A 22,138-nucleotide genomic window follows, 5' to 3' on the forward strand; every position below is an offset into this window, starting at 1 on the left:
GCCTGCCCCGGTCACCGCGTCCGGACCCTGAACAGGACCCCCGACAGCCCCACCGCCACCAGCAGGATGCCCGCCGCCCAGGTCAGGGCGATCCACGGGGTGTTGCCCGCGGGCTGGTCCAGGAGGAGGGCGCGGAGGGATTCGATGGCCGGGGTGATCGGCTGGTGGTCGGCGAAGGCGTGGAGCCATGTGGGCATCGAGTCGATGGGGACGAACGCGCTGCTCGGGTAGGGCAGGAACGACATGAAGAACGTGAACCCGCCCGCCGCCTCCGGCGTGCGGGCGAGCAGGCCGATCGCCGCCGAGATCCAGGACAGGGCAACGATGTAGGCGAGCAGTACGGCGGTCACGGCGAGCCAGCCGGCCGGGGTGGCCGCCGGGCGGAAGCCGATCAGGAGGGCGACGCCGAAGACCAGCGTCGTGGAGACCAGGTTGCGTACGGTGCTCGCCGCCACGTGGCCCGCCAGAACCGCCGTGCCCCCGACGTCGAGGGAGCGGAAGCGGTCGATGATGCCGCCCTTCATGTCCTCGCTGACGGCCACCGCCGTGGTCGCGGAGCCGAAGCCGGCGCAGAGGAGCAGGACGCCGGGGACGACGTACATGACGTACGAGTCGTACTGCGCCCCCGTGTCGATCGCGCCGCCGAAGAAGTAGACGAAGATCAGCATCAGCATGATCGGCAGCATCATCGAGGTGATGACGGCGTCGATGTTGCGGCGGCTGATGCGCAGGCTGCGGCCGGTCATGACCGTGGCGTGGGCGAGGATTCCCGGTGCGTCAGACATGGGCGGGGACCTCCGTGGTGAGGGCGAGGAAGACGTCGTCGAGGGTCGCGCTGTGCACGGTGAAGCGCGCCACGTCCGTCCTGGCGGGGTCGATCTCGTCGAGCAGGGCGCGGACATGGGCCGCCGAGCCGTCCGTGGGGAGGCCCAGGGTGAGGGTCTCGGGGGAGTGGTGCACGGCGCGGCCCGCCAGCCGCAGGTAGGCCGCACTGTCGGTGAGGACGAGGTCGAGCCGGTGGCCGGAGATGCGGGACTTGAGGGCGTCGGGCGTGCCCTCGGCGGCGATCCGGCCCTTGTCGAGCACCGCGATGCGGTCGGCGAGCCGGTCCGCCTCCTCCAGGTACTGGGTGGTGAGCAGCACCGTGGCGCCGCGTTCGGCGAGGTCGCGGACGACCTGCCAGAGCTCCTGCCGGCTGCGCGGGTCGAGGCCGGTCGTCGGTTCGTCGAGGAAGAAGACACCGGGTTCGGGCGAGCCGACGAGCCCGGCCGCCAGGTCGAGGCGGCGGCGCATGCCTCCGGAGTACGTACGGGCGAGGCGGCGGGCCGCGTCCGTGAGGCCGAAGCGGACGAGGAGTTCGTCCGCGCGGCGGCGGGCGTCGGCGCGCGAGAGGCCGGTCAGGCGGGCCATCATCCGCAGGTTCTCCTCGCCGGTCTGGGTCTCGTCGACGGCGGCGAACTGGCCGGTCAGGCTGATCGCCCGGCGCACCTGGCCGCGCTCGGTGGCGATGTCGTACCCGGCGACGCGGGCGGTGCCGGAGTCGGCCTCGGTGAGCGTGGCGAGGATGCGTACGGCTGTGGTCTTGCCCGCCCCGTTGGGCCCGAGCAGCGCGAAGACGGTGGAGCGGCCGACGTGGAGGTCGATGCCGTCGAGGACCCGGACCGCGGGCTTTCCGTAGGACTTGGTGAGGCCGTGCGCCTCGATCGTGCCGGGCGGTGCCTTCGTATCACTCATGACCCGTCTCCCTGGCTTCCTTCTGCGTATGGCATACGCGTTATTGCGTAAGCATTACGCATAACTAGGATGGTGGTCAAGGAAAGGTGGGGTTCTGGTGGTTGAGAAGAAGGGCGCGGAGGGCGGTACGGGCCTGTCGGCCGGCATCGAGGCCGCCTGGGGGCTGCGCGAACGCCCGGTCAAGGGGCCGAAGCCGGGGCTGACCCTGGACCGCATCGTGGCCGCCGCCGTGGCGGTCGCGGCGGCGGAGGGCCTGTCCGCCGTCTCGATGGGCCGGGTCGCCAAGGATCTGGGGGCGTCGACGATGGCGCTCTACCGGTACGTCTCCGCCAAGGACGAGCTCTACGTCCTGATGCAGGAGGCGGCGATGGGGCCGCCCGCCCCGCTGCCCGCCCTGGAGACGGGAGCGGGCTGGCGCGAGGCGATCAGCCAGTGGGCGGTGGCGCAGCGCGAGATGTTCCACCGCAACCTCTGGATGCTCCGCATCCCGACCGCGGGCCCGCCCGCGAGCCCCCATTCGGTCGCCTGGTGGGAGCAGGGGCTCCAGGCGCTGGACGACAGCGGCCTTTCTGAGGGCGACAAGATCTCCGTCATTCTCCTCGTCGGCGGTTTCGTGAGGAACGAGGCGCTGCTGATGAGCGACCTCGCCGCAGCCGTCGAGGCGCGGGGCGTCCCCGCGCAGGATGTGATGGCCGCGTGGGAGCGCACCGTGAACCGGCTCATCGACCCCGTACGGCACCCTGCGCTCTCCCGGCTGATGGCGTCCGGGGTGGTGAGCGAGCCCGACGAACCGGACTACGAGTTCACCTTCGGCCTGGCCCGGCTGCTGGACGGCATCGACGTGCTCGTCCAGCAGCGGGCAGGGGAGCCGCAGGAGCAGGGGCAGGGCTAGGGCCTGTCCGGCGGACATGGCCGGGGTCACGCCGTCTGGCACTTCCCCGAGCTCTCGGCTTCGCTCGAGCAGGGGAGGCCCCATCCCTCGCGGCGTTGCCGAAACGCCCGAATAGCTCCTTCCCCAAGCTCTCAACTTCGTTCGAGCAGGGGAGACCCCATCTAGGACGCTCCGGCGCCTTGCGATGCACCGCACCAGACGCCGCGCCCTATCCGGCCCTGATCCGCCGGACAGGCCCTAGCGCGGGTCGGTGGTGAGCAGCGCCTTGCCCAGCAGGCTGCGCGCCTCGATCGCCGCGTGCGCCCGCCCCGCGTCCTCCAGCGGGAACACCTCCCCGACCACCGGCCGCAGCCGCCCGGCGGCGGCCTCCGCGAGAGCCAGACCCCCGAGCCGTACGTGCTCCGCGTCCGACAGCTGTACGTCCCCGATGCCGAGCAGCTTGATCGAGCGCCGCGCCGCCTCCCCGGGGTCCACGGGCGCGAAGTCGCCGGTCGGCGCCCCGTGCGCGGAGAACCGCCCGCCGTCCGCCACCAGCGGGAGGGCCGCCAGGCCCACCTGGCCGCCGACGCCGTCCAGCACCACATCGGCCGGGCCGCCCGCGTCAGCCAGGGCCGCACGGGTCCGCTCCGCCCAGTCCGCCACGGCCCCGTCGATCACGGTGTCGGCGCCCAACTCCCGTACCAGAGCGGTCTTCCGCTCGCCGCGGGCCACCGCCACCACATGGGCGCCCGCCGCGTGCGCCAGCTGGACCAGCAGGGTCCCCATGCCGCCCGACGCGCCGAGGACCAGGACCCGCTCGCCCGGCTTCGGGGCCGTCGACTCCAGCAGGGCCAGGGCCGTCACCCCGTCGTGGACGAGGGCCGCCGCCTCGCGCAGCCCGAGCCCGTTCGGTACGGGTACGAGCAGGTCGGCGGCGACCGTGGCCCGCTCCGCGTAGCCGCCGGAGAAGCCCACCGACGCGATCACCCGGCGCCCGGCCCAGGAGGCGTCGACGCCCTCACCGGTCGTACGCACCGTGCCGGCGATGCCGCCACCGGGCACGTACGGCACCCGGACGGGGAACACCTCGCTGAAACTGCCCGAGCGGATCTGCGTCTCCACGAAGATCGTGTCGACGTACGCCACATCGATCAGGACCTCGCCCGGTGCCGGGACCGGATCCGCCAGCTCCGCCGCGACCAGAACCTCCGGGCCGCCGAACTTCTCGACCAGTGCCACACGCATACGGATCACGCCTCTCCCGTGCCGGCGTCCGGTCGTTCCGGCGCCCTGGGGATCACTCTGGGACGTCAAGTCCACTTGAGGTCAAGGGCGTAGGCTAAGCAGTCATGAGCGGAGAGAAGTCCAGGTCCGGGACGGCGGCGCACGCGCCGGTCGGTCTGCGTGAGCGCAAGAAGCAACTCACCTATCAGGCGGTCTCGGACGCGGCGATCGCGATGTTCCTGGAGCGGGGCTTCGACAAGGTCTCGGTTGCGGAGGTGGCCGCCGCCGCCGACATCTCCAAGCCGACGCTGTTCCGGTACTTCCCGGCCAAGGAAGATCTCGCGCTGCACCGGTTCGCCGACCACGAGGACGAGGCCGCCCGGGTCGTCGCCGACCGCGCGGACGGCGAATCGCCGCTGGACGCGCTGCACCGCCACTTCCTCGCCGGGCTGGCGGACCGCGACCCGGTGACCGGCCTGTGCGACAACCCGGACGTCCTCGCCTTCCACCGCCTGCTGTACGGCACGCCCGCGCTGGTCGCCCGCCTGTACGCGTACCAGGGCCGCTCGGAGGCGGCGCTCGCCCGCGCCCTGGGCGACGGGGTCGCGGCGCGGCTCGCGGCGGGGCAGATCGTGGCCGTCCTGCGCATCCTCGCCGAGGAGAACTGGCGGCGGATCGACGCGGGGGAGAGCGCGGACCAGGTGTACGCGGGCGCGGTGGAATCCGCCGAACTGGCCTTCGTGCAGCTGAGGTCGGGGCTGGGAGAGGGGTAGGGGCTCGCGGGTCAGGCAGTCCGCGCCTTCTTGTGGGCGCCGTGCTCCAGCACCGCGCTCAACGGCCCGTGCAGATCGGCGGGTTCACGGAACAGCACACCCGTCATCCCCAGCGCGACGGCCGCGTCGATGTTCTCCTGCCGGTCGTCCACGAACAGGCACCGGTTCATCGGCACTCCCGCACGGGCCGCCGCCCTCTCGTAGATCGCCCGGTCCGGCTTCGCGACGCCCTCGCGGGCGCTGCTGACGATGTGGTCGGCCAGGTCGGAGAGACCCAACAGGGCCAGATCCTGTTCCAGTTGGACGGACGCGTTGGTGACCAGGACCAGCGGGACCCGGTCCCGTACCCGGCGCAGCAACGCCACCACCGCCTCGTCCGCCCGGAACGGGGCCCCGGCCAGTGCGTAAGCCAGCTCGTACGCCTGCACCTCGGTCACCCGGCCGGTGAGGTGGGGCACGATGGTGCCGGCCCACTCGTCCGGGGTGATCCAGCCGAGCAGCAGCGGCAGGTCCACCTCGGGGGCGTAGGCGATGTCCATCGTGGTGCCCTCGGGCAGGCCCGCGGCGCGCTCCAGGGCGGCCAGGTGCGTCGTGTCGTAGAAGCGGATCACGTTGTCGAGGTCGCAGAGCACCGCGTCGTAGGGGCGGTCGGCCGGTGAGCCCGCGCCGGCCGGCGCGTCTGCGCGGACCGTTGAGTCCGCGCCGGTTGCGGAGTCGGCACCGGTCGCGGAGCCCGTGCCGGTCCCGGAGCCCGTGCCGGTCGCGAAGCCCACGATGTCGTGGGTCGCCTCGCGCAGGCCTGTGAAGTGCCGGTGGGCGCCGGCCTGGGCGAGGGGCGCGTTCACCGACCAGACGGTCATCCCGGCCCGCAGTCCCGCCAGGACGCCGGACGGGGCGTCCTCGACGACGAGACAGTCCTCGGGCCTGGCGCCCAGCCGCTCGGCCGCCAGCAGATACGGCACGGGGGACGGCTTGCCCTCCTCGACCGAGGCAGCGTCCACGATCACGTCCGGCATCGGCAGCCCCGTACGGGAGAACCTGCCGCGCACCCGGTGCTCGTAGTTGGACGTCACCAGGGCCCACGAGTCGGCGGGCAGGGCGGCCAGCAGTTCCGCGGCGCCGTCGAAGGCCGTGTACTGGCCGGTCAGGACGTCCGCGTCCTCCAGCTCGTGCAGCAGCGCCAGGCACGCGGCGGGGTCGCGGTCCGGGGCGACCTCGGCGAAGGTCTCCAGGGGGCGGGTGCGCAGGGCCGTCCGGTAGACGTCGTCGGGGTCGAGCCCGTGCCGCAGCGCCCAAGTGCCCCAGACCCGGCGCTGGTTGTCGAGCGCGTCGACGAGGGTGCCGTCGACGTCGAACAGCACGTACTTCGCGGGCATCACAGATCTCCGTCCTGCTGCGTGGCTGAGCCGTCGAGTATGCCGGGGCCCTTCTCCGCTCACTCGGGCGCGGGTATGTCCAGGGCCGTTCCGTACAGGCGCGAGACGTGGATACGGATCACCACGCGGCGCTCCTCGACGAGCTGTTCCAGGAACGCCGCCTCGTCCGCAGGGCTGTCGAAGCCCGGTGTCAGGGAGAGCAGTTCACGGCCGACCGCGTCGCCGGGTGCGGTGGTCGCATCCGACACCTCGGCCTCGCCCTCGGCCACCGCGAAGGACCAGATGTCCGGTCCCTGGACGTGGAGCGCGGCACGGGAATTGGCGCGTATCAGACGGGACTTGAGCCGCTCGGCGGTGGTGGAGATCCGCACGGTGCGGGTCTCCTCGTCCCAGTTGTAGAGGACGGTCGAGAGGTGCGGATGGCCCGTGCTCCGGACGTTCGCGAGAACCCCGAACTGCTGCTCCCGGAGCAGTCGGGACAGCTCCGGCCCGGTGAGGGCGCGGGGCGCGGGCCCGCTCTTCTCTTCGGTGTTCGCCTCGTCGCTCATGGTCGTTGGTTCCTTTCGCTGGTACGGGGGGCTTCAGGCGTCGGTCGTGGGGCGCCGCAGTACGAGGAAGGCGACGGCGAAGGCAGTGACGAGCAGTCCCGTACCGACACCGAAGGCCAGGTGGTAGCCGCCGGTCAGGGCCTCGGCCCGGGTGTGGCCGTCCGCCCGGAGGCCGTCGGTGCGGGTGGCCGCCAGGGTGGACAGCACGGCGACGCCGAGCGCCATACCGATCTGCTGCGTGGTGTTGAAGAGCCCCGAGGCGAGCCCGGCGTCCTCATCGCCCGCGCCGGACATACCGAGCGTCGTCAGCGCCGGGAGCGCGAGTCCGAAGCCTGCGGCGAGGAGCATCACGGGCAGCAGGTCGGTGACGTAATTCGCCTGCGCGGGAAGGCGGGTGAGGAGCCCGAGCGCGCCGATCAGCAGCGCGATCCCGGCCAGCAGGACGCCGCGCTCACCGAAACGGGCGTTCAGACGGGCGGAGACACCGAGGGACACGGCTCCGATGATCACGGCGGCCGGGAGCATCGCCAGGCCGGTTTCGGCGGCGCTGTATCCGAGGACGTTCTGGAGGTAGAGGGCCACGAGGATCTGGAAGGAGAACAGGGCGGCCACCATCAGGACCTGGACCAGATTGGCCCCCGCGACACTGCGGGACCGGAGGATCCGCAAGGGCATGAGCGGGGTACGGGCGGTGGCCTGGCGGGCGACGAAGGCGGCGAGCAGGGTGAGTGCGAGTGCGCCGAGGCCGAGCGTGGAGGCCGAAGTCCAGCCGTACTCCTCGACCTTGACAACCGTGTAGATGCCGAGCATCAGACCCGCGGTGACGAGGAACGCACCGATGAGGTCGGCTCGCGCCGCGAGTCCGAGGCCGCGGTCGGCGGGCAGTACGCGCAGGGCGACGACGAGTGCGGCGAGCCCGATCGGCAGGTTGATGTAGAAGATCCAGTGCCAGTCGAGGGCATCGGTGAGAACGCCGCCGAGCACCTGGCCGATGGAGGCGCCCGCCGCGCCGGTGAAGGAGAACACGGCGATGGCTCTCGCGCGTTCCCGGGGGTCGGTGAAGAGGGTGATGAGGATGCCCAGGCCGACCGCGGATGCCATCGCGCTGCCGACGCCCTGGAGGAAGCGGGCGGCGATCAGTACGGCGGGCGAGGCCGCGGCACCGGCCAGCAGCGAGGCGGCGGTGAACACGGCGGTGCCGGCCACGAACATGCGCTTGCGGCCGATCAGGTCGCCGAGGCGTCCGGCGAGCAGGAGCAGGCTGCCGAAGGCGATCAGGTAGGCGTTGACCACCCAGCTGAGGCCGGCGGGGGTGAACCCCAGGTCGCCCTGGATGGCGGGCATCGCCACGGTCACGATCGAGCCGTCGAGCACGATCATCAGCATCCCGGTGGCGATCACTCCGAGGGCGAGCTTGCGGTTGCGCGGCGTGAGGGCCGGAGTGGAGGCCGGCGGGGAGGAGGGGCCTGGCGGGGCGGTGTGCGCGGGCGACGGGGCGGTGGCAGCGGCGGACATCGGTCGTCTCCTGTCGGTCGGGGCGATAAGAAGACCGTAGCAGATAGTTTTGTTGCAGACTATCTATCTCGGTCTCGCTTTCGGCCCGACCTGCGCGCCCTTCCCTCCCTCCGCCTACTTCTTGCTCTGACGGGCGCGCCTGACCGGCCCCGCGCTCTCCGCCGGAGTGGCGAGATGGCCGGTGGCCAGCTGATTGAGGGTCCGGAGGAGCGACTCGCGGTCACCCTCGGGGAGCACGTCGAGCGCGTCCTTGTGTACCTGGTCGACGATGGCCTGACTCCGTACGGCCAGCCGGGCGCCCTCCTCGGTGACCGCGATGATCCGGGCGCGCCGGTCGCGGCTGGAGGGGCGGCGCTCGGCGAGACCGGCGGCCTCCAGGGCGTCGACGGTCACCACCATCGTGGTCTTGTCCATGTCGCCGATCTCGGCGAGCTGGATCTGGGTGCGCTCCTCCTCCTGGGCGTGGACCAGGACGCAGTGCATGCGCGCGGTCAGCCCGATCTCGGCCAGGGCTGCCGACATCCGGGTGCGCAGGACGTGGCTGGTGTGGTCCAGGAGGAAGGAGAGGTCCGGTTCCTTGCGGGTGGGATTCATGGCGGTCATGCTCGCCAGCGTAACAATTGGGTTCGTGGCGGATCGTCCGCTAGAGGATGTTTTTCTGGGCGGGCTGGAGAACCGGAACCCAGGTCCCCGTACTCACGGCAGCTCGCGGCGCACGAGGGCGCGGGCGAACGGCTCCCCGGTGGCCTCGGCGTACGCCATGCGCTCCCGGACTTCGCTCAGTGTGCGCGGCCGGTAGCCCGGCCCACCGAAGCAGCAGTCCTTGTGGAAGCGGACCCCGGCGTGCAGCAGGACCGAAAGTGTTCGCCACGCCGCGGTGTCCCGCCGCCTCGGCGCGGCGAAGGCCGAACCGACGTGGATCAGCGGCCCGGCGCAGCGCGGGCAGACGCGTGCGCGGTCCCTGTCGTACACCTGCTTGTACGAGGCCCTGCACGGCAGGCAGACGTACGAGCTCTTCGCGTAGGGCATGGAGGTGAGGGTAGGCGGTGCGCAACCGTGCGATCGAGCGGTTTTCCGTTCCCTTTCCCGTTCCCTTTCCAGCTCCCGTTATTGCGCCGGCCGGCCCGGGTCCGCAAGCGGAACCCGGGCCCGGCGGTGGCGACCAGGGGCGGTCCTACTCGGCGCAGCCGCCGTTGGTGGTGTCCTCGTCGATCTGGCGGACCTCGGCGGACACGCTCCAGCTATCCGGGTGGAGCTGGAGGAAGCGGTTGGTCCATTCGACGGCCTCGGCCTTGTCCTTGGCCCGGATGATCGAGTAACCGCCGACGACTTCCTTGGTCTCGGTGAAGGGCCCGTCGGTGTAGCTGAGCTTTCCGCCGGACCAGCTGATCCGGGTGCCGTCGGAGGTCGGGGTGAGCCCGGCGGTCTCCAGCATGACCCCGGCCTTGGTGATCTCCTCAAGCAGCGCGCCCATGCGCTCACCGAACTCGGGGCCGGGGTCCTCGGTGGGGAGGTTCTGCTCGTCGATGCGGATCATCGTCAGGAAGCGCGGCATGGTGACTCCTCGGTAGGGGGACGGGGCGGGAGTTTCCCCGCCTCTCACCCTTGCGTCGAACGGGACACGCCAGGATCGACACGCGCCCGGAATTCGTTTCCGGTGACATCTCTCGATCTTGTGATGTGACGTGGCACATATGCAATATCGGTGTGCGGGCCTGCGCCACCGTGGCGGCGCAGGCCCGCACACCTTCCGGTCACCGTGAGGTCAGGAGGTGGCGTAGGCCCGCAGCGGTGGCTCGGTCCAGATCGTCGGGGTCGAGAGGAAGGTCGAGGCGAAGTTCGCTGCGACGACCGCGGTCGCCGCCGTGGCCTCGTGCGGCCAGACTCCGGGAAGGTTCACATCGAGGCACTTGCCGAACGGCAGGCGGCTGGGGACGGCCGTGCCTGTGTGCGACAGGGCGTCCACGACCAGCTGGTAGGTGAGGGCGTCGTACAGCATGCTGACGTGGCCGACGACGCGGCCGAAGCAGACGTCCTGGAGCGCGATGTTCTCGGCCCCGTCCAGGGGCACGGTCGTGAACGGGATGATCGCTTCGTCGGTACGGCTGTAGATGTTCGTGTACGAGATGGGGCCGGGGGTCTCGTCTCCTTGGTTGAGGGCCGCCAGGAAGTTCGAGCCCAGGCTGAACTGGTGGGGCGCGGCGGAGCACGGAATGACGCAGAAGAGATTGCCGCCGGCGATTCCGTGGTTGGGGCTGGCCAGGTTGACCATGTCGTCGACCTTGTTCTGCAGTCCGGGCCACCACTTCACGGCCCAGCGCAGCTGCATGTTGCCTTCGCTGTGGGCGATGAGGTCGACTTTGCGTCCGGTCGCGGCGTGGATCTTGTCGATGGCGTGGACGACGTACTCGGTGGATTCCTGGATGTCGCCCATCGACCGCCCGGGCAGGGTGACCCCGCAGACGTCGTATCCCGCGTCACGCAGCGCCGGAGCGTAGCCCCAGCCCCAGGTCTCGTCGTAGGTGGACGTAATGCCGTGGACCAACAGCACCGGCTCACGGTTCGGGTGCGTGAAGGAGGACGGACACTCCACGGACGCGTCGAGCGCGGCGACCGGGGTGTTCAGCGCGGGGCCGTCGACCGCGGCGGCCTGCGAGACCGGGCCGAGCAGCGCGGCGACGAACGCGCCCACCAGGGCGGGGACGAGGGTGCGGAACCGGCGTCGTTGACGCGGGGACTTCACCTGACTGTTCACGGTGACTCCTGACTGAAGGGGCCGTACGGGGATGCCCGCCCCGGCGCCCGGCGCTCGCTCGGCGCAGGGAGGGGAAGGGGGGATCCATCCGTGTCGGCCGCTGGGCCGCCGACCGGATCGGTGGCTCACCTTCATGGAGCCGCATCCGCCGAACAAGCCTTTGCACAGGGCTTCATGGCGCTCGCCCGGAGTCGTGTGGGTGGTCACAAGGGAGGCGCCGCGAATTGGGACGCGTACCGCATTCCAAGGTCGCGTCGGCCACGGAACCTGCCACGGCGACGTCTCGCCCGTACGGTCGGGCAGCCCGCGCACACGCTGTGTCCTCCCACAACGGGGTGGGCGCCCCGTGGGGCGGCGCACACGATCCGCGCACGCCACCCACCGTCGCCGTCCGTGCCCTGGACCGTCATTGCCCGTCCCCGCATGCTGCGGTCACCGGCCCGTCCATCCAGGTGCAGCGGGAACGGACCCCGTCCACGCGCTTCCGTCTCCCGGAGTTCACGATGACGTTCCCCGTCGACCCACACCCGCACCCGCACCCGCACCCGCACCCGCACCCGCACCCGCACCCCTCTTCGCACCCGCACCCCCCCTTCGCCGCACGGCCCGGCGGTCCTCCCGTCGGCCGCAGCGATCGCCGGCCGCCTGTTCGCCACGATGGGCCGGTCCGGACGCCGCTGGGCAGGCCGGGCCTGTGGCGGGTATCTGCTGCTGGCCGCGGCTTCCTCCGTGGCGCCGGACGTGCTGACCGAGCGAGTCGCCGGCCATCTGTCGTCGGCCCTGCTCCTGCTGTTCCCCCAACTCCTGCTGATGGGCTGGGCGTTGCTCGGGCATCATCGGGACTCGCGGCGGCTGGACGGTTCACTGTCCGAGTTCCGGCGGTCCCTGGATGCCGGAACCCGCCGGGAGGCGCGATGACAGCGGCGGCGGCGTTCGCAGCGCCGTTCGAGGCGCCGGGGGCGTTCTTCGTCGTCTCCATGGTGTTCCTGACCCTGTGCGGGTTCCTGTGGGTGATCACAGGGGCGGGAGAGGACGATGCCGCGATGTTCCCCTCCCGCGCCCGCCCCGGCCCGGCCTGGCGCTGCGGGCTGGTCATCAGCGGGGACAGCCTGTCCGCGGTGACCCTGATGGCTCTCGTCGGCCTGATCGCCCTCGCCGGATTCGACGGTGTGATGCTCTCGCTGGGGTGCGTCATGGGACTCGTACTCCTGGCGCTGCTGTTCGCGGAGCCGCTGCGCCGCGCCGGCGGGTACACCCTCGGCGATGCGCTCGCCCACCGCTTCCCCGAGCGTTCCGTGCGCCTGGCCGTCGGACTGGTGACGCTGTGCGTGTGCCTGCCGTACCTGGTGCTGCAACTGGCCGCCATCGGATCGCTGTCGGCCTTCGTCCTCGGGCTGACCAGCAGCGGTGCGAAGACCTCGTGCATCCTCTTCATCGGCTGTCTCGTCGTCTCGCTCGCCGTCAGCGGGGGTGTGCGCGGGACCGGTCGCCTCCAGCTCGCCAAGGTGGCGATTCTGCTGGTGGTGATGGCGGCGGCGGCCGTCCTGGTCCTCGACCGCTTCGACTGGAGTCCCGACCGGCTGCTCGGCACGGCCGCTTCCGGGAGCGGCCCGGGCGACGCGTTCCTCGGACCGGGCAATCAGTACGGCGGCGGCCCCATGGCCATGGCCAACCGCTTCGGTCAACTGATCACGCTGGCACTGGCGGTGTGCTGCCTGCCCCACATCACCATGCGCGTCCTCGCGGCCCCCGCGGGCCGGAAGACCCGGACGGCGATGCGCTGGGCCGTGGGGCAACTGTTCATGATCTCGGCCCTGCTGGTCGTGGTCGGCCTCGGCGCGGCGGCGGTCCTGGGAGGGACGGCGCTGAGCAAGGCCGACCCCACAGGCAGCATCTCGCTGCTCCTGCTCGCCGACACACTGGAACCCGACGGCATCCTGATGGCCGGCCTCTTCAGCGCCGTGTTCCTCACCGCCCTTGCCACCGTCGCCGACGTCATGCTCGCCGCGGCGGCCTCGGTGGTACGGGACATGCTGCCGCGCCACCCCCGGCCGGGGACGGAGGCCGTACCCGGCCAGGAGCGGCACGCCCGCTGGGCGGCGGCACTGATCGGCGCCCTCACCATCGCGCTGTCCGTTCCCGCCGCCGACTGGAACCTTCTGCTGCTCTCCACACTCGCCATGACCCTCGCCGCCTCCACCCTCGCGCCGGTCCTCGTCTACACCTTCCTGTGGCGCGGATTCACCGAGCGGGGCGCGCTCTGGACGATCTACGGTTCAACGGTCCTCACGCTCGCACTCCTGACCGTCTCGCCCCTGATCTCGGGCAGCCCGGCAGCCGCTTTCCCCCACGCCGACATCCAGCTGATCGCGCTGGTCAGCCCCGGCCTCGTCACGATCCCCTTCGGATTCGCACTCGGCTGGCTCGGCAGTGCACTCGACCGCAAGGCCACAGAGCGACAGCGGTACGACAACCTCGCCCTCACGGTCGCCGGAGGCCGCTGACCTGTTCCGGCTTGACCGCCAGCGTCGCGAAATAGTTCGACATGTATTGAGCGGATGCGTTGGATTGGTGCGGCGCTTCCGCGAAGCCGGTGAGGACGAACCCCGCGGCGAGTTGCCCGCCGATCTGGTCGGTGAGGGTGTGGCTGTATTCAAGAGGGGCATCCGCACCGAACTTCGCGGCGCGTTCCTCGGCGGAGTAGTGCGTGACATCGCTGTAGGGCAGCTTGTGCGCGACGATCAGCTCGCCGCGCTCGTCGAGCGCCTCGTGGTCGAACAAGTACACATCAGGGTTGAGGGAGCCCACGAGCAGAGTTCCGCCCGGTCGCAGGACGCGGAAGCACTCACGCCACACCGGTGCCAAGTCCGGTACGAACTGGTTGGAGACCGGATGGAATACGACGTCGAACGCTGCGTCGCCGAAGGCGCTGAGGTCGCGCATGTCGCCCAGGACGGTGCGTAGGTCGAGTCCGTCGCGCGCCGCCACCATCTCGTCCTGGCCGAGCTGCCGGGGTGAGTTGTCGAATACGGTGACCCGCGCCCCTGCGGCGGCGAGGATCGGACCCTGCTGGCCACCGCCGGAGGCCAGGCACAACACGTCCTTGCCGGTCAGGTCCGTCGGCAGCCAGGAGCGGTCGACCGGCTCACGCCCTATGAGGACAATCGACCAGTCGCCCGTGCGGGCGCGCTCGACATCCTCAGGACTCACCGGCCTCGACCACTCGTTGCCCTCTTGGACACACTTGTCCCAGGCTGCACGATTGTGGGCAACGGGGTCGACAACAATGTCCTGCACGTTCAACTCCCTGCTACAGCCAAGCGGACACCTGCGGTACTGACAGGTCGGTGCCGCCAGCCAACACGATTGCAGGGTGCGGGCTCAACGAAGTTTGCGGGCAGATTCGGTGGTGTTCGGCGATGGTGCCGGCGATCAGCCGCCGTGGAGCCCCCACTCGTCGAGGCCGCCGTACACGTGGGCTTCAAGGCATCGAGGAGCGTCCAAGCCGACGGCCTCGCCTCGGTAGAGGGCGATGAGCGAGTCCTTGCCCCGCCACCACGTGTCCGTCACGCCCTGCACTTCAGTCACTGGCTCGAAGCCGACGAGGTCCAATGACTCGACGGCCTTCCCCTTGATCCTCGTCACTGTCTTGGCCCAGCGACCGGCATGGGCGGCGAGCGCCAAGGATTCCACCCATCCGTCCGTGCTGGCATGCAGCGGTGTCCAGCGGTAGGCATCAATCCCGAACGCGCCATCGGGGCCGATCGTGAATCCGTAGGCCATGGACACCCGACCGCTTCCCGCCGAGAACGACCAGCCCTCAGCGGCCGAGCCCTCGGGACAATCGGCGCCCAGGATGCGCGGACCGCCCTCGTAGTACGGGGCAGGCGGCAGTGCAAGACCGCCCCAACGGTCCTGGAAGGCCGCGGCCCGGTCGATCTCCACGGCCGGGACCCCGTGCTCGATCCACCTCTCCCGGTGCTGCCCGAGGCCCTGCCGAGGAACACGAACGCCGTCCACCTCGACGAACCTTCTGGCCCGGTCGGTCAGGCCGGCAGGCGCGACCGGGATGGGCGATACGGGAGTGGCGGCCGTCATGGTGCCGGAGTCTAGTGGCGGGGTCCGGCTGTGACTCGCAGCGATAACTGTCACCGAGCGGTGGATCTGACCTGGTCCGCTCGGTCGAGTTCGCAGCGATAGTTGTCACTAATTGCTCGGGCTAGTTGTCACAAGGTTCGTGTTCGCAGTCGGGTTGTCACCAATTTCGAAGCGTGCTGGTGCGGGCGCCGTGGGGGTGCGTTTGCTTGAAGGCATGGCCGATGAGTACGGACTGCTGCCTGTGGCAGACCCTGAGGCGGGGGCGGTGTGGTCGCACCACTGCCGCTGGGACGACTTGCTCCTACGGGCGTCGGCTGTCTCTGGCCGTCAGGACCTGGATCTCGCGGATGGCTGGACTCGTCGTTGGGCGGTCACCTTGAACCTCGGAGGCGGCGAACTGATCGTGCCGGTCCGAGACCTTGCCCAGGTTCAACTTCCCGGGGTCGGGCCGGTTCGCTGGTTCTCGTGGCATCGGCGGCAGCGCCACCGGCCCGGGCTTCAGTACATGGTCAGCACAGGGCGGCATCACGGCTTCGAGAGTCTGGAGGAAGCGAAGGTCCTGCTCGCACTGGACTTCGCCGGCCAGGTGCGGGAGGTGATTCCGCAGCCCTTGAAGCTGCAGTTCCGGACCGGCGGCGGGCCGCGTGTCCATGTTCCGGACTTCCTGATGCTGTCCCGGGCCGGGGTGTGCCTGATCGATGTCCGCCCGCTCGACCGGGTGCGCGCGAAGGACGTCGAGTCGTTCGCCGCCGCCTTTGAGATGGCACTGGCCTGCGGCTGGGAATACGTAGTGGCCACAGGGTGGAGGCGGCACGTCTTCACCGGGCTGGACGCTTTGTCCTGCCAGCGCCGCCCGCTGCCCGATCCACTCGGGCTGCGCGCGGATCTCCTGGAACGGGCTCGGTCCCGGGTGACGTTCGGGGAACTCGTGGCGGCTTCCACGGTTCCGGTGCTGGCTCGGGCGGAGCTGCTGCACCAGCTCTGGCACCGTTCGCTCGGTATCGATCTTTCTGTCCCGTTGAGTGACCGCTCGCTGGTCGAGCCGGCGGGTGGGGCCCTGTGAGTCCTGCGCTGGTGCTTGATCTCGCTCCGGGGGCCGGGCTTGTCCTGGACGGGGTGGAGTGGACTGTTGAACGGCACGAGCCCCATCTGGGGCGGGTCGTGGTACGCGATTCGGTGGGAGCCCGGCAGCAGCTGACCTTCCGGTTCCTCGTCAACCATCCGGCTTGCCGACCGTCCTCGCGCACAGCGGCCGACGGCCCGGACCGCGGGCGGCAGCCCGCGTCCGTGGCTGATCTTCCGCCGGGGAGACTGGAGTTGGTCCGGCTGCGGATGGCCCACCTGCTGGAGGTGGGCACCGGGTTCCGCAGTGGGAATCCGGAGGATCCCGGGCCGGGGGAGCCGAGGCCGTGTTACGACCCGGCGATCACCACGCTGACCGAGCGGCGGTGGGCCAAGGTCGCCGAGCTGGCGGCGATGGACCGGCAGGAGGCCCGGCTGCTGGGACTGGACCGGGTCGGTTACCGCACGCTGATCCGCTGGGAGCGTGGCCGTGAGCGGTCCGGGCTGATCGGATGCGCCGATGACCGGTGGCTGCGGCCGGGCGGGCGTCGCCCGAGTATCGGCCCGGAGATCCGGGAGGCGATCTTCGCGGTCCATGCCGAACTGCAGGGCCGGTCCCGGGTCGGGATGGCCACCCGCACCCGCCTGATCCATCAGTACGTACGCGAGACCTACGGGCCCGACCTGCACGTCCCGTCTTACAACACGCTGCGGCAGGTCTGGCACGAGTGGTTTGGCCCCAGCGGGTCACGGCCGCGCAATCTGGGGGCGACTGATCTGCCGGTACGGTCCGGGCATGTGCTGGTCGACCGTCCCGGGCAGGTGGTCGCGCTGGACACCACGGTGCTGCCGGCGATGGTCCGCGAAGGTGTCTTCGGCGAGCCGGTCAGGGCCCACCTGACCCTCGCGCTGGATGTGTTCACCCATTCGCTCTGCGCTTTCCGGCTCACGTTGGTGTCGGACACCGCGGTGGACGCGGCGATGCTGCTGCGGGACGTGATGCTGCCACTGCCGATGCGGTCGGAGTGGGGGCCGGAGATGGAGTGGCCGTATCCGGGGCTGCCGTCCGCGCTGGTGGCCGAGTTCGCCGGCCATCCGGTGGCCGGGCTGCCGTTCTTCAGCCCGGAGACAGTCACCACCGACCACGGGTCGGTCTATCGCAACCACCACCTGGTGGAGGTGGAGCGGAAGCTGGGCTGCAACATCCTCCCGGCCCGGGCCCTGCGGCCTCCGGACAAGCACGCCGTCGAGCGGGCCTTCGGCGTGATCAGGACGCTGCTGTTCGAGCATCTGCCCGGCTACACCGGCGTCGACGCCGCCGACCGCGGGGCCGCCCCCGAGGATGAGGAGGTGCTGACGCTGGAGGAGATGGAACACCTCGTCGCCACGTGGATCGTGGGGATCTGGCAGCGGAGGCAGTTGGGCGAGTACGCCCCGGCCTGGGACGTGGGCGGCAGCCACAGCCCCAACACGCTGTTCGCGGCATCCTTCGAGCAGACCGGTCTGGGGCTGCGGCTGCCGCAGCCGGACCTCTACTACGAGCTGCTGCCGTCCCATCCCATCTCTGTGCTGCGAGAGCGCGGAGTGAAGATCAGGGGCCTTTGGTACTACGGCGACGCACTTGAGCCCTACCTGAACGAGCGCTCGACCCGGGGCGGGAAGTTCAAGGGCCGCTGGTGCGTCCACCGCGAACCGCGCGACCGCCGCACCGTGTTCTTCCAGGACCCCCTCACCCACGACTGGCACGAACTGCGCTGGACCGGACTGCCCCCGGTCGGCACGGTCCCCGCGTTCGGCGACCGACGGGTCTCCGAGCTACTGGCCGCCGCACGCGAGGCAGACATGCGGCCCCGCACGGATGCCGAACTGCTGCCCCTGCTGCTGGAGATCCTCGCCGCCCGGGCCCCGGTCAGCAGCTGGAAGACGGCCACCACCCGCGCCGAACGCATCAACCACGCCCGAGACGAGACCCAGGCTCGGGCCGCCGCCGAGGACCGGGCAGCTGCCCCGGTCCCCGTCTCACCCGTGACCCCCATGCTGCAGCGCGTCGAGCAAGCCGTCTCCGGCCTGGACGCCGAGCGCCGGCACCGCCGTGAGGAGGCGGTGATTACACGTCCCACCAAACCTGCGCGGTTGGGTGCGAGTTACCGTTCCGGCAACCTGTTCCTGCTGCCCGAGGACGACACCGACCGCCCCCAGCCCGACCCGCCGGACGAGGGAGCGTGAGCCATGGACGACCGTGCCACGGGCGGTGACGGTGAGGCGAGCATCGTCTCGTTCCTGAGGGCCGGACCGCCACCGGACCGGCTCAGCTTCGAGGGATGGCAGCGCTGGCGCACGACCCGCAGCGCGTTCATCCCGGCGCCCCGGCTGAGCCCGGACCAATACAGGGCCCTGCCCGCTCGCCGCCGGGCCTTGCACGATCTGCACCGCACCGCCTCGCACGTCAACCTCGGGCTGCAGGAGACCCCGATGAGCCGCCGGGTCACCACGCTGATGAGATCCCGCATCCAGAACAACGCATTGAACTTCACTCCTGGCACTCGTGACGGCCTGATGATCAGCGGGGGCGGCTACCAGGGCAAGACCGAGACGGCATGCGAGGCCGCAGCGGCCTTCGAAGACTTCTGGCGCGACCTCCACCAGCAGCTCAACCCCAACGCGATCGAGGGAACCCGAGACCTGTTCGTCCCCGTCGCCTACTGCCAGACACCGGTCAAGGCCACCCCGAAAGGGCTCTGCGAGGCGATCCTCGACTTCTACGGCGCCCCCTACGCCAAGACCCTCCGCGGCCTGATTCGCAGCGTCCGAGCCTCCCTGCACGACCACAACACCACCGTGCTGATCCTGGACGACATCACCCGGTTGAAGATGCACCGCGAGGACGACCAGGACACGCTCGACCTCATCCGCGACCTGATGTCCTTCAACGCCACCGTCATCCTCATCGGCGTCGACATCCCCGGCTCGGGCCTCCTGCGCGAAGGGCGGCCCGACCCCCGCACTGGCCAGTGGACCCTGCCCAGTGCGCGGCGAGGCCGCAGCGACCAGGCCGCGACCCAGACCGAACGCCGCTTCGACCTGGTCGATCTCGACCCGTTCACCTACGACACGCCTCAGCAGATCAACGCCTGGATCGAGCACCTGGCGGGCACCGAGGAACAACTCCGACTCCTCGGTGCCCGGGACGGCATGCTCACTGATGGCGACATGCCCGAATACCTCTTCCGCCGCACCGGAGGCATCGTCGGTCTGCTGCGGCGACTCGTCCAGGACGGCTGCACCCGCGCCATGGAAACCGGCCAGGAGGCGCTACATATCCCGCTCCTAGACGAGATCACCATCAACCTCGGCAACCTCCTTGACCGTGACCCGCAGGCCGGCGAAATCCCCGCCGTCCCTGCCAAGCCCGCTCCGAAGCGCCGCCAGAAACCCCGCAACACCGTCTTCGACAACAAGGCCGCGGGAAAGTGACGGTACGCATGCCTCAGCTCCGCCCGCTGCCCCGCAGTTTGGCCCCGCTCTCGGACGAAAGCCTCGTCGGCTTCCTTCTACGCCTGGCCCACCACAACAACGTCAGCCCCGGCACGATCGTCAATCGCACCGGGATGAGCGCCCACCGGACGGCGCTGATCGAGCACATCCCCCTCAGTCAGCAGTATCTGCAAACACCAGAACAAGCAGCCGAGTTCGCCCGCACCACCCGACTGCGCCCTGACGAAGTCCCCAACTTCTTCCTCGCCCCGTTCGGCTCCCGCTACGGCCCGCTCGACACAACTCTGATGCGCCGGTCGCCGAAACGGATTCTCCACAGCAACCGCGGCGTGTTCCGGCGCTGGTCACGGTTCTGCCCCCGTTGCCTGGCCGGTGACTCCGACGTCGAACGCGCCCACGGAGGCAGCTGGAAACGCCTCTGGCGGCTCCCTCCGGTCTTCGCCTGCACCACCCACCGCTGCCTGCTCCGCCATAACTGCTTTGAATGTGGACATCCCGGCCTGGAGGCCCAGGGCATCTCCCTCATCCCCCGAATCAAGGACGAAGACCTCCACCCCAACCAGTGCCGCACCGTCGTCGAAGGCCGACCGGGCCGCCTCAATGCCCCGATCTGCGGCGCCCGCCATCACCAAAGCCCCCCACCCACCTGCAGCGAAGCCTTCCTCGAAACAGCCCTCGCGCTCCAGGGAGAACTGCTTATCGCCCTGGGGCCCGACGGCCCACGAGAAGTGGGAAGCGTTGGCTGGATGATCGACACCAGTCAGTACTTCATCGACTTGCACACCGTCGCCGGCCTCATCACCCTGACCTGGCCAGCAGCCCAAGGCCTCGCCCTCAGTGACGAGCACGCCCGAATCCTTGAGCGCGACGCTCAGCTGAGGGAAGACCTTAGGGGCCGCCTTCACGCGGTCAGAGGCAAGTTCCACTACCTCCACGTGCTGACCGGCCCCGCCCCCGACTCCCGGGCCTACGTGGCAGCGACCGGCATTGCCCACCAGATCTTGAAGGGCACTGACCTACGAGCCTTGGAAATGCTCGCTCCGATCCATGCGCATCTGCAGAAGGTTCAGGGCCCTGTGAAGGCTGAGGGTGACAGGATGCGCAACTATCCGAAGAACTCTCCGCCGCTGAGGTCCCTCCTCACCCGCAGAGCCCCGATAACGGTCAAGGAAATTCGCCAGTACCCGGGAGCACGCGATCGTGAGTGGCTTCCTGCGCCGCTTGGCGACTAGTTGTGCTGACCGGAGAGGTTGATTGAGTTTGTCGAAGGCGGTCGGCTGACGATCGCTTGACCTGTACCGAGGTTCAGGGGCGAGGCTTGAGGCATGAGTGAGGCAGATGAGCTGTTTGGTATCGCGGAGGTATCGGCGTGGATCGGTCTGGAGCCCGACACGTTGCGGTACTTCGAACGTCAGGGGGTTGTACCGTCTCCACGGCGCGACAGTGCGGGGCGTCGCCAATACACGACGGCCGACGTCGAGCTGATCCGCATGCTGGTTCATCTCCGAGAGACGGGGATGCCACTGGCCGATATCGCGCAGTTCACAGGCGCTGACGACAAGGTGGCTGATCCGGCCAGGCTCCGAGTGGAGTTGCTGACGGCTCATCGCCGTCGCGTCCGCGATAGGCGCGAGGAGCTGGACCGTGCGCTCGACGTGATCACTCGGAAGATCGCGGACTTCAGTGATCGGATCACGAGTTCGGTGGACCTTCTCGACCGACCAGACTGCACGATTGCCTTCGGTGTCCAGGGTGAGGGGCCACTGCTGTTCCTCGTCGGGGCGCCGGCTGGGCGGGCCGGTTTCGCGGCGCTGGCGCATGAGCTTGCAGGCCGGTTTACCGTCGTCACCCACGATCCGCGTGGTATCGGTGCCAGCCGTGCGGTCCCAGGGATGGCCGCGCCCACGCCCGAGGTCCTTGCCGAGGACCTTGCTGCACTTGTCGACAGGTTTACCGGAGGGCCCGCCCTGTTCGTCGGTACCAGTGGTGGTGCCGTGACGCTGCTGGAGCTGGGCAAGCAGCATCCTGACGTGGTCGGCCGGGCCGTCTTGCATGAACCGCCCCTTGTGTCCCTCTTGGATGACGCAGACCTGACTGGCCGAGCCGCAGCAGCGTTCAAGGCTGCAGAGGCTGATCCTCAGCGGGCAGTGCAAGAGTTCTTTGACCTCAGCGGCGCTGCCCACCACACAGGACCAGATCAGACGCCTCCCGCCCATATGGCGCTACCCGAGCTACCGGTCGAGGAACTCGACAAGAACCGCTACTTCCTGGGGCGGATGGCCGGCCCCACGGTCTTCTACGTCCCCGACATCGAGGCCATCCGTCGCGTTTCGGTGACGCTGTGCGCTGGCTCGCTGAGCCATCACCAGATGGCGCGCCGGGCGACCCAAGCACTCGCTGAACTTCTAGAGCTACCTCTGATCGACATGCCCGGCAACCACCTCGGCGCAAGCGCCGAGCCGGCAGAGTTCGCTCACGTCCTCGGGCTCCTGCTCGAACCCTGAACACATCCCAGTGCCCCTCCTGGCCGAACGGCCGAGGAGGGGCCTTGCCATGTCGCACCGCAACGCCGCACTGACTCCGCGCCACCGCCTGAAGGTCGCACGACTCGTCGTCGAGGATGGGTGGCTTATCAGCGAGGTGGTCACTCGGCTCCAGGTTTCCTGGCCTACCGGTCCCTTCACGCG

21 protein-coding genes and 2 pseudogenes are annotated in these 22,138 nt (G+C 69.9%); 10 read left to right on the top strand and 13 right to left on the bottom strand.

The window, feature by feature from the left end:
• Positions 1 to 11: 11 nt before the first annotated feature.
• Positions 12 to 785, bottom strand: a complete 774-nt coding sequence (locus tag ACWGO0_RS22380; RefSeq protein ID WP_453537665.1) for an ABC transporter permease — start codon at positions 783 to 785, stop codon at positions 12 to 14.
• Positions 778 to 1,734, bottom strand: coding sequence for an ATP-binding cassette domain-containing protein (locus ACWGO0_RS22385; RefSeq protein WP_453537667.1), 957 nt, complete (start codon positions 1,732 to 1,734; stop codon positions 778 to 780). Before ACWGO0_RS22385 ends, ACWGO0_RS22380 begins: the two co-directional genes overlap by 8 nt.
• 97 nt (positions 1,735 to 1,831) lie before the next feature.
• Between ACWGO0_RS22385 and ACWGO0_RS22390 the strand changes: the two genes are divergently transcribed.
• The gene (locus tag ACWGO0_RS22390; protein ID WP_453537670.1) at positions 1,832 to 2,626 is read left to right on the top strand and encodes a TetR/AcrR family transcriptional regulator C-terminal domain-containing protein; all 795 of its coding nucleotides are present in this window, start codon (positions 1,832 to 1,834) and stop codon (positions 2,624 to 2,626) included.
• 237 nt (positions 2,627 to 2,863) lie between these two features.
• Here ACWGO0_RS22390 and ACWGO0_RS22395 read toward each other — a convergent pair whose 3' ends face one another.
• On the bottom strand, positions 2,864 to 3,850 hold the full coding sequence (locus ACWGO0_RS22395; protein ID WP_453537817.1) for a zinc-binding dehydrogenase: 987 nt from the start codon (positions 3,848 to 3,850) through the stop codon (positions 2,864 to 2,866).
• 104 nt (positions 3,851 to 3,954) lie between these two features.
• Between ACWGO0_RS22395 and ACWGO0_RS22400 the strand changes: the two genes are divergently transcribed.
• The gene (locus ACWGO0_RS22400) at positions 3,955 to 4,602 is read left to right on the top strand and encodes a TetR family transcriptional regulator (protein WP_453537673.1); all 648 of its coding nucleotides are present in this window, start codon (positions 3,955 to 3,957) and stop codon (positions 4,600 to 4,602) included.
• A gap of 11 nt (positions 4,603 to 4,613) precedes the next feature.
• Here the strand turns inward: ACWGO0_RS22400 and ACWGO0_RS22405 are convergent, their stop codons facing one another.
• From ACWGO0_RS22405 to ACWGO0_RS22440, 8 genes and pseudogenes are all read right to left on the bottom strand, one after another.
• On the bottom strand, positions 4,614 to 5,234 hold the full coding sequence (locus tag ACWGO0_RS22405; RefSeq protein ID WP_453537820.1) for an HAD family hydrolase: 621 nt from the start codon (positions 5,232 to 5,234) through the stop codon (positions 4,614 to 4,616).
• 111 nt (positions 5,235 to 5,345) lie between these two features.
• Positions 5,346 to 5,978: pseudogene (locus tag ACWGO0_RS22410) on the bottom strand (HAD-IA family hydrolase); the annotation flags it as partial.
• A 59-nt stretch (positions 5,979 to 6,037) separates the two neighbouring features.
• Positions 6,038 to 6,526, bottom strand: a complete 489-nt coding sequence (locus ACWGO0_RS22415; RefSeq protein WP_453537676.1) for a TIGR03618 family F420-dependent PPOX class oxidoreductase — start codon at positions 6,524 to 6,526, stop codon at positions 6,038 to 6,040.
• Between the two features lie 33 nt (positions 6,527 to 6,559).
• Complete coding sequence (locus ACWGO0_RS22420; protein ID WP_453537679.1) at positions 6,560 to 8,041, bottom strand: MFS transporter; 1,482 nt, start codon at positions 8,039 to 8,041, stop codon at positions 6,560 to 6,562.
• Positions 8,042 to 8,155: 114 nt separating this feature from the next.
• On the bottom strand, positions 8,156 to 8,644 hold the full coding sequence (locus ACWGO0_RS22425; RefSeq protein ID WP_453537682.1) for a MarR family winged helix-turn-helix transcriptional regulator: 489 nt from the start codon (positions 8,642 to 8,644) through the stop codon (positions 8,156 to 8,158).
• Between the two features lie 93 nt (positions 8,645 to 8,737).
• Positions 8,738 to 9,070, bottom strand: coding sequence for a deoxyxylulose-5-phosphate synthase (locus tag ACWGO0_RS22430; RefSeq protein WP_453537685.1), 333 nt, complete (start codon positions 9,068 to 9,070; stop codon positions 8,738 to 8,740).
• 145 nt (positions 9,071 to 9,215) lie between these two features.
• Positions 9,216 to 9,596 (bottom strand): YciI family protein, encoded by a 381-nt coding sequence (locus ACWGO0_RS22435; RefSeq protein ID WP_453537687.1) that lies wholly within the window; start codon positions 9,594 to 9,596, stop codon positions 9,216 to 9,218.
• Between the two features lie 210 nt (positions 9,597 to 9,806).
• Positions 9,807 to 10,796, bottom strand: a complete 990-nt coding sequence (locus ACWGO0_RS22440; RefSeq protein WP_453537690.1) for an esterase/lipase family protein — start codon at positions 10,794 to 10,796, stop codon at positions 9,807 to 9,809.
• Positions 10,797 to 11,453: 657 nt separating this feature from the next.
• On the opposite strand from ACWGO0_RS22440, the gene ACWGO0_RS22445 reads away from it, so the two are divergent.
• On the top strand, positions 11,454 to 11,714 hold the full coding sequence (locus ACWGO0_RS22445) for a hypothetical protein (RefSeq protein WP_453537693.1): 261 nt from the start codon (positions 11,454 to 11,456) through the stop codon (positions 11,712 to 11,714).
• Complete coding sequence (locus ACWGO0_RS22450) at positions 11,711 to 13,300, top strand: sodium/solute symporter (RefSeq protein WP_453537696.1); 1,590 nt, start codon at positions 11,711 to 11,713, stop codon at positions 13,298 to 13,300. Before ACWGO0_RS22445 ends, ACWGO0_RS22450 begins: the two co-directional genes overlap by 4 nt.
• Here ACWGO0_RS22450 and ACWGO0_RS22455 read toward each other — a convergent pair.
• Positions 13,278 to 14,093: a class I SAM-dependent methyltransferase gene (locus ACWGO0_RS22455; RefSeq protein WP_453537823.1), complete on the bottom strand. Its 816-nt coding sequence runs from the start codon at positions 14,091 to 14,093 to the stop codon at positions 13,278 to 13,280. The genes ACWGO0_RS22450 and ACWGO0_RS22455 overlap by 23 nt on opposite strands.
• A gap of 135 nt (positions 14,094 to 14,228) precedes the next feature.
• The gene (locus ACWGO0_RS22460) at positions 14,229 to 14,894 is read right to left on the bottom strand and encodes a hypothetical protein (RefSeq protein ID WP_453537699.1); all 666 of its coding nucleotides are present in this window, start codon (positions 14,892 to 14,894) and stop codon (positions 14,229 to 14,231) included.
• Positions 14,895 to 15,108: 214 nt separating this feature from the next.
• Here ACWGO0_RS22460 and ACWGO0_RS22465 point away from each other — a divergent pair, with 214 nt between their 5' ends.
• The 6 genes and pseudogenes from ACWGO0_RS22465 to ACWGO0_RS22490 all read left to right on the top strand — a co-directional run.
• Complete coding sequence (locus ACWGO0_RS22465; protein WP_453537702.1) at positions 15,109 to 15,957, top strand: TnsA-like heteromeric transposase endonuclease subunit; 849 nt, start codon at positions 15,109 to 15,111, stop codon at positions 15,955 to 15,957.
• 224 nt (positions 15,958 to 16,181) lie between these two features.
• Entirely contained in the window at positions 16,182 to 18,182 is a 2,001-nt protein-coding gene (locus tag ACWGO0_RS22470) for a transposase (protein WP_453537705.1), read from the top strand.
• Positions 18,183 to 18,185: 3 nt separating this feature from the next.
• Complete coding sequence (locus tag ACWGO0_RS22475; protein ID WP_383072637.1) at positions 18,186 to 19,430, top strand: AAA family ATPase; 1,245 nt, start codon at positions 18,186 to 18,188, stop codon at positions 19,428 to 19,430.
• An 8-nt stretch (positions 19,431 to 19,438) separates the two neighbouring features.
• The gene (locus ACWGO0_RS22480; protein ID WP_453537708.1) at positions 19,439 to 20,683 is read left to right on the top strand and encodes a TniQ family protein; all 1,245 of its coding nucleotides are present in this window, start codon (positions 19,439 to 19,441) and stop codon (positions 20,681 to 20,683) included.
• Positions 20,684 to 20,776: 93 nt separating this feature from the next.
• Complete coding sequence (locus tag ACWGO0_RS22485) at positions 20,777 to 21,955, top strand: alpha/beta fold hydrolase (protein ID WP_453537711.1); 1,179 nt, start codon at positions 20,777 to 20,779, stop codon at positions 21,953 to 21,955.
• Positions 21,956 to 22,004: 49 nt separating this feature from the next.
• A pseudogene (locus ACWGO0_RS22490) lies at positions 22,005 to 22,124 on the top strand (IS481 family transposase); the annotation flags it as partial.
• Positions 22,125 to 22,138 lie beyond the last annotated feature (14 nt).

This window comes from Streptomyces sp. NPDC055749 (assembly GCF_053617235.1).

Bases quoted from the DNA above. Each gene is read 5' to 3' on its own strand.
- ACWGO0_RS22380 (WP_453537665.1), bottom strand. From the start codon at position 785: ATGTCTGACGCACCGGGAATCCTCGCCCACGCCACGGTCATGACCGGC.
- ACWGO0_RS22385 (WP_453537667.1), bottom strand. From the start codon at position 1,734: ATGAGTGATACGAAGGCACCGCCCGGCACGATCGAGGCGCACGGCCTC.
- ACWGO0_RS22395 (WP_453537817.1), bottom strand. From the start codon at position 3,850: ATGCGTGTGGCACTGGTCGAGAAGTTCGGCGGCCCGGAGGTTCTGGTC.
- ACWGO0_RS22400 (WP_453537673.1), top strand. From the start codon at position 3,955: ATGAGCGGAGAGAAGTCCAGGTCCGGGACGGCGGCGCACGCGCCGGTC.
- ACWGO0_RS22415 (WP_453537676.1), bottom strand. From the start codon at position 6,526: ATGAGCGACGAGGCGAACACCGAAGAGAAGAGCGGGCCCGCGCCCCGC.
- ACWGO0_RS22420 (WP_453537679.1), bottom strand. From the start codon at position 8,041: ATGTCCGCCGCTGCCACCGCCCCGTCGCCCGCGCACACCGCCCCGCCA.
- ACWGO0_RS22425 (WP_453537682.1), bottom strand. From the start codon at position 8,644: ATGACCGCCATGAATCCCACCCGCAAGGAACCGGACCTCTCCTTCCTC.
- ACWGO0_RS22430 (WP_453537685.1), bottom strand. From the start codon at position 9,070: ATGCCCTACGCGAAGAGCTCGTACGTCTGCCTGCCGTGCAGGGCCTCG.
- ACWGO0_RS22435 (WP_453537687.1), bottom strand. From the start codon at position 9,596: ATGCCGCGCTTCCTGACGATGATCCGCATCGACGAGCAGAACCTCCCC.
- ACWGO0_RS22445 (WP_453537693.1), top strand. From the start codon at position 11,454: ATGGGCCGGTCCGGACGCCGCTGGGCAGGCCGGGCCTGTGGCGGGTAT.
- ACWGO0_RS22450 (WP_453537696.1), top strand. From the start codon at position 11,711: ATGACAGCGGCGGCGGCGTTCGCAGCGCCGTTCGAGGCGCCGGGGGCG.
- ACWGO0_RS22460 (WP_453537699.1), bottom strand. From the start codon at position 14,894: ATGACGGCCGCCACTCCCGTATCGCCCATCCCGGTCGCGCCTGCCGGC.
- ACWGO0_RS22465 (WP_453537702.1), top strand. From the start codon at position 15,109: ATGGCCGATGAGTACGGACTGCTGCCTGTGGCAGACCCTGAGGCGGGG.
- ACWGO0_RS22475 (WP_383072637.1), top strand. From the start codon at position 18,186: ATGGACGACCGTGCCACGGGCGGTGACGGTGAGGCGAGCATCGTCTCG.
- ACWGO0_RS22480 (WP_453537708.1), top strand. From the start codon at position 19,439: ATGCCTCAGCTCCGCCCGCTGCCCCGCAGTTTGGCCCCGCTCTCGGAC.
- ACWGO0_RS22485 (WP_453537711.1), top strand. From the start codon at position 20,777: ATGAGTGAGGCAGATGAGCTGTTTGGTATCGCGGAGGTATCGGCGTGG.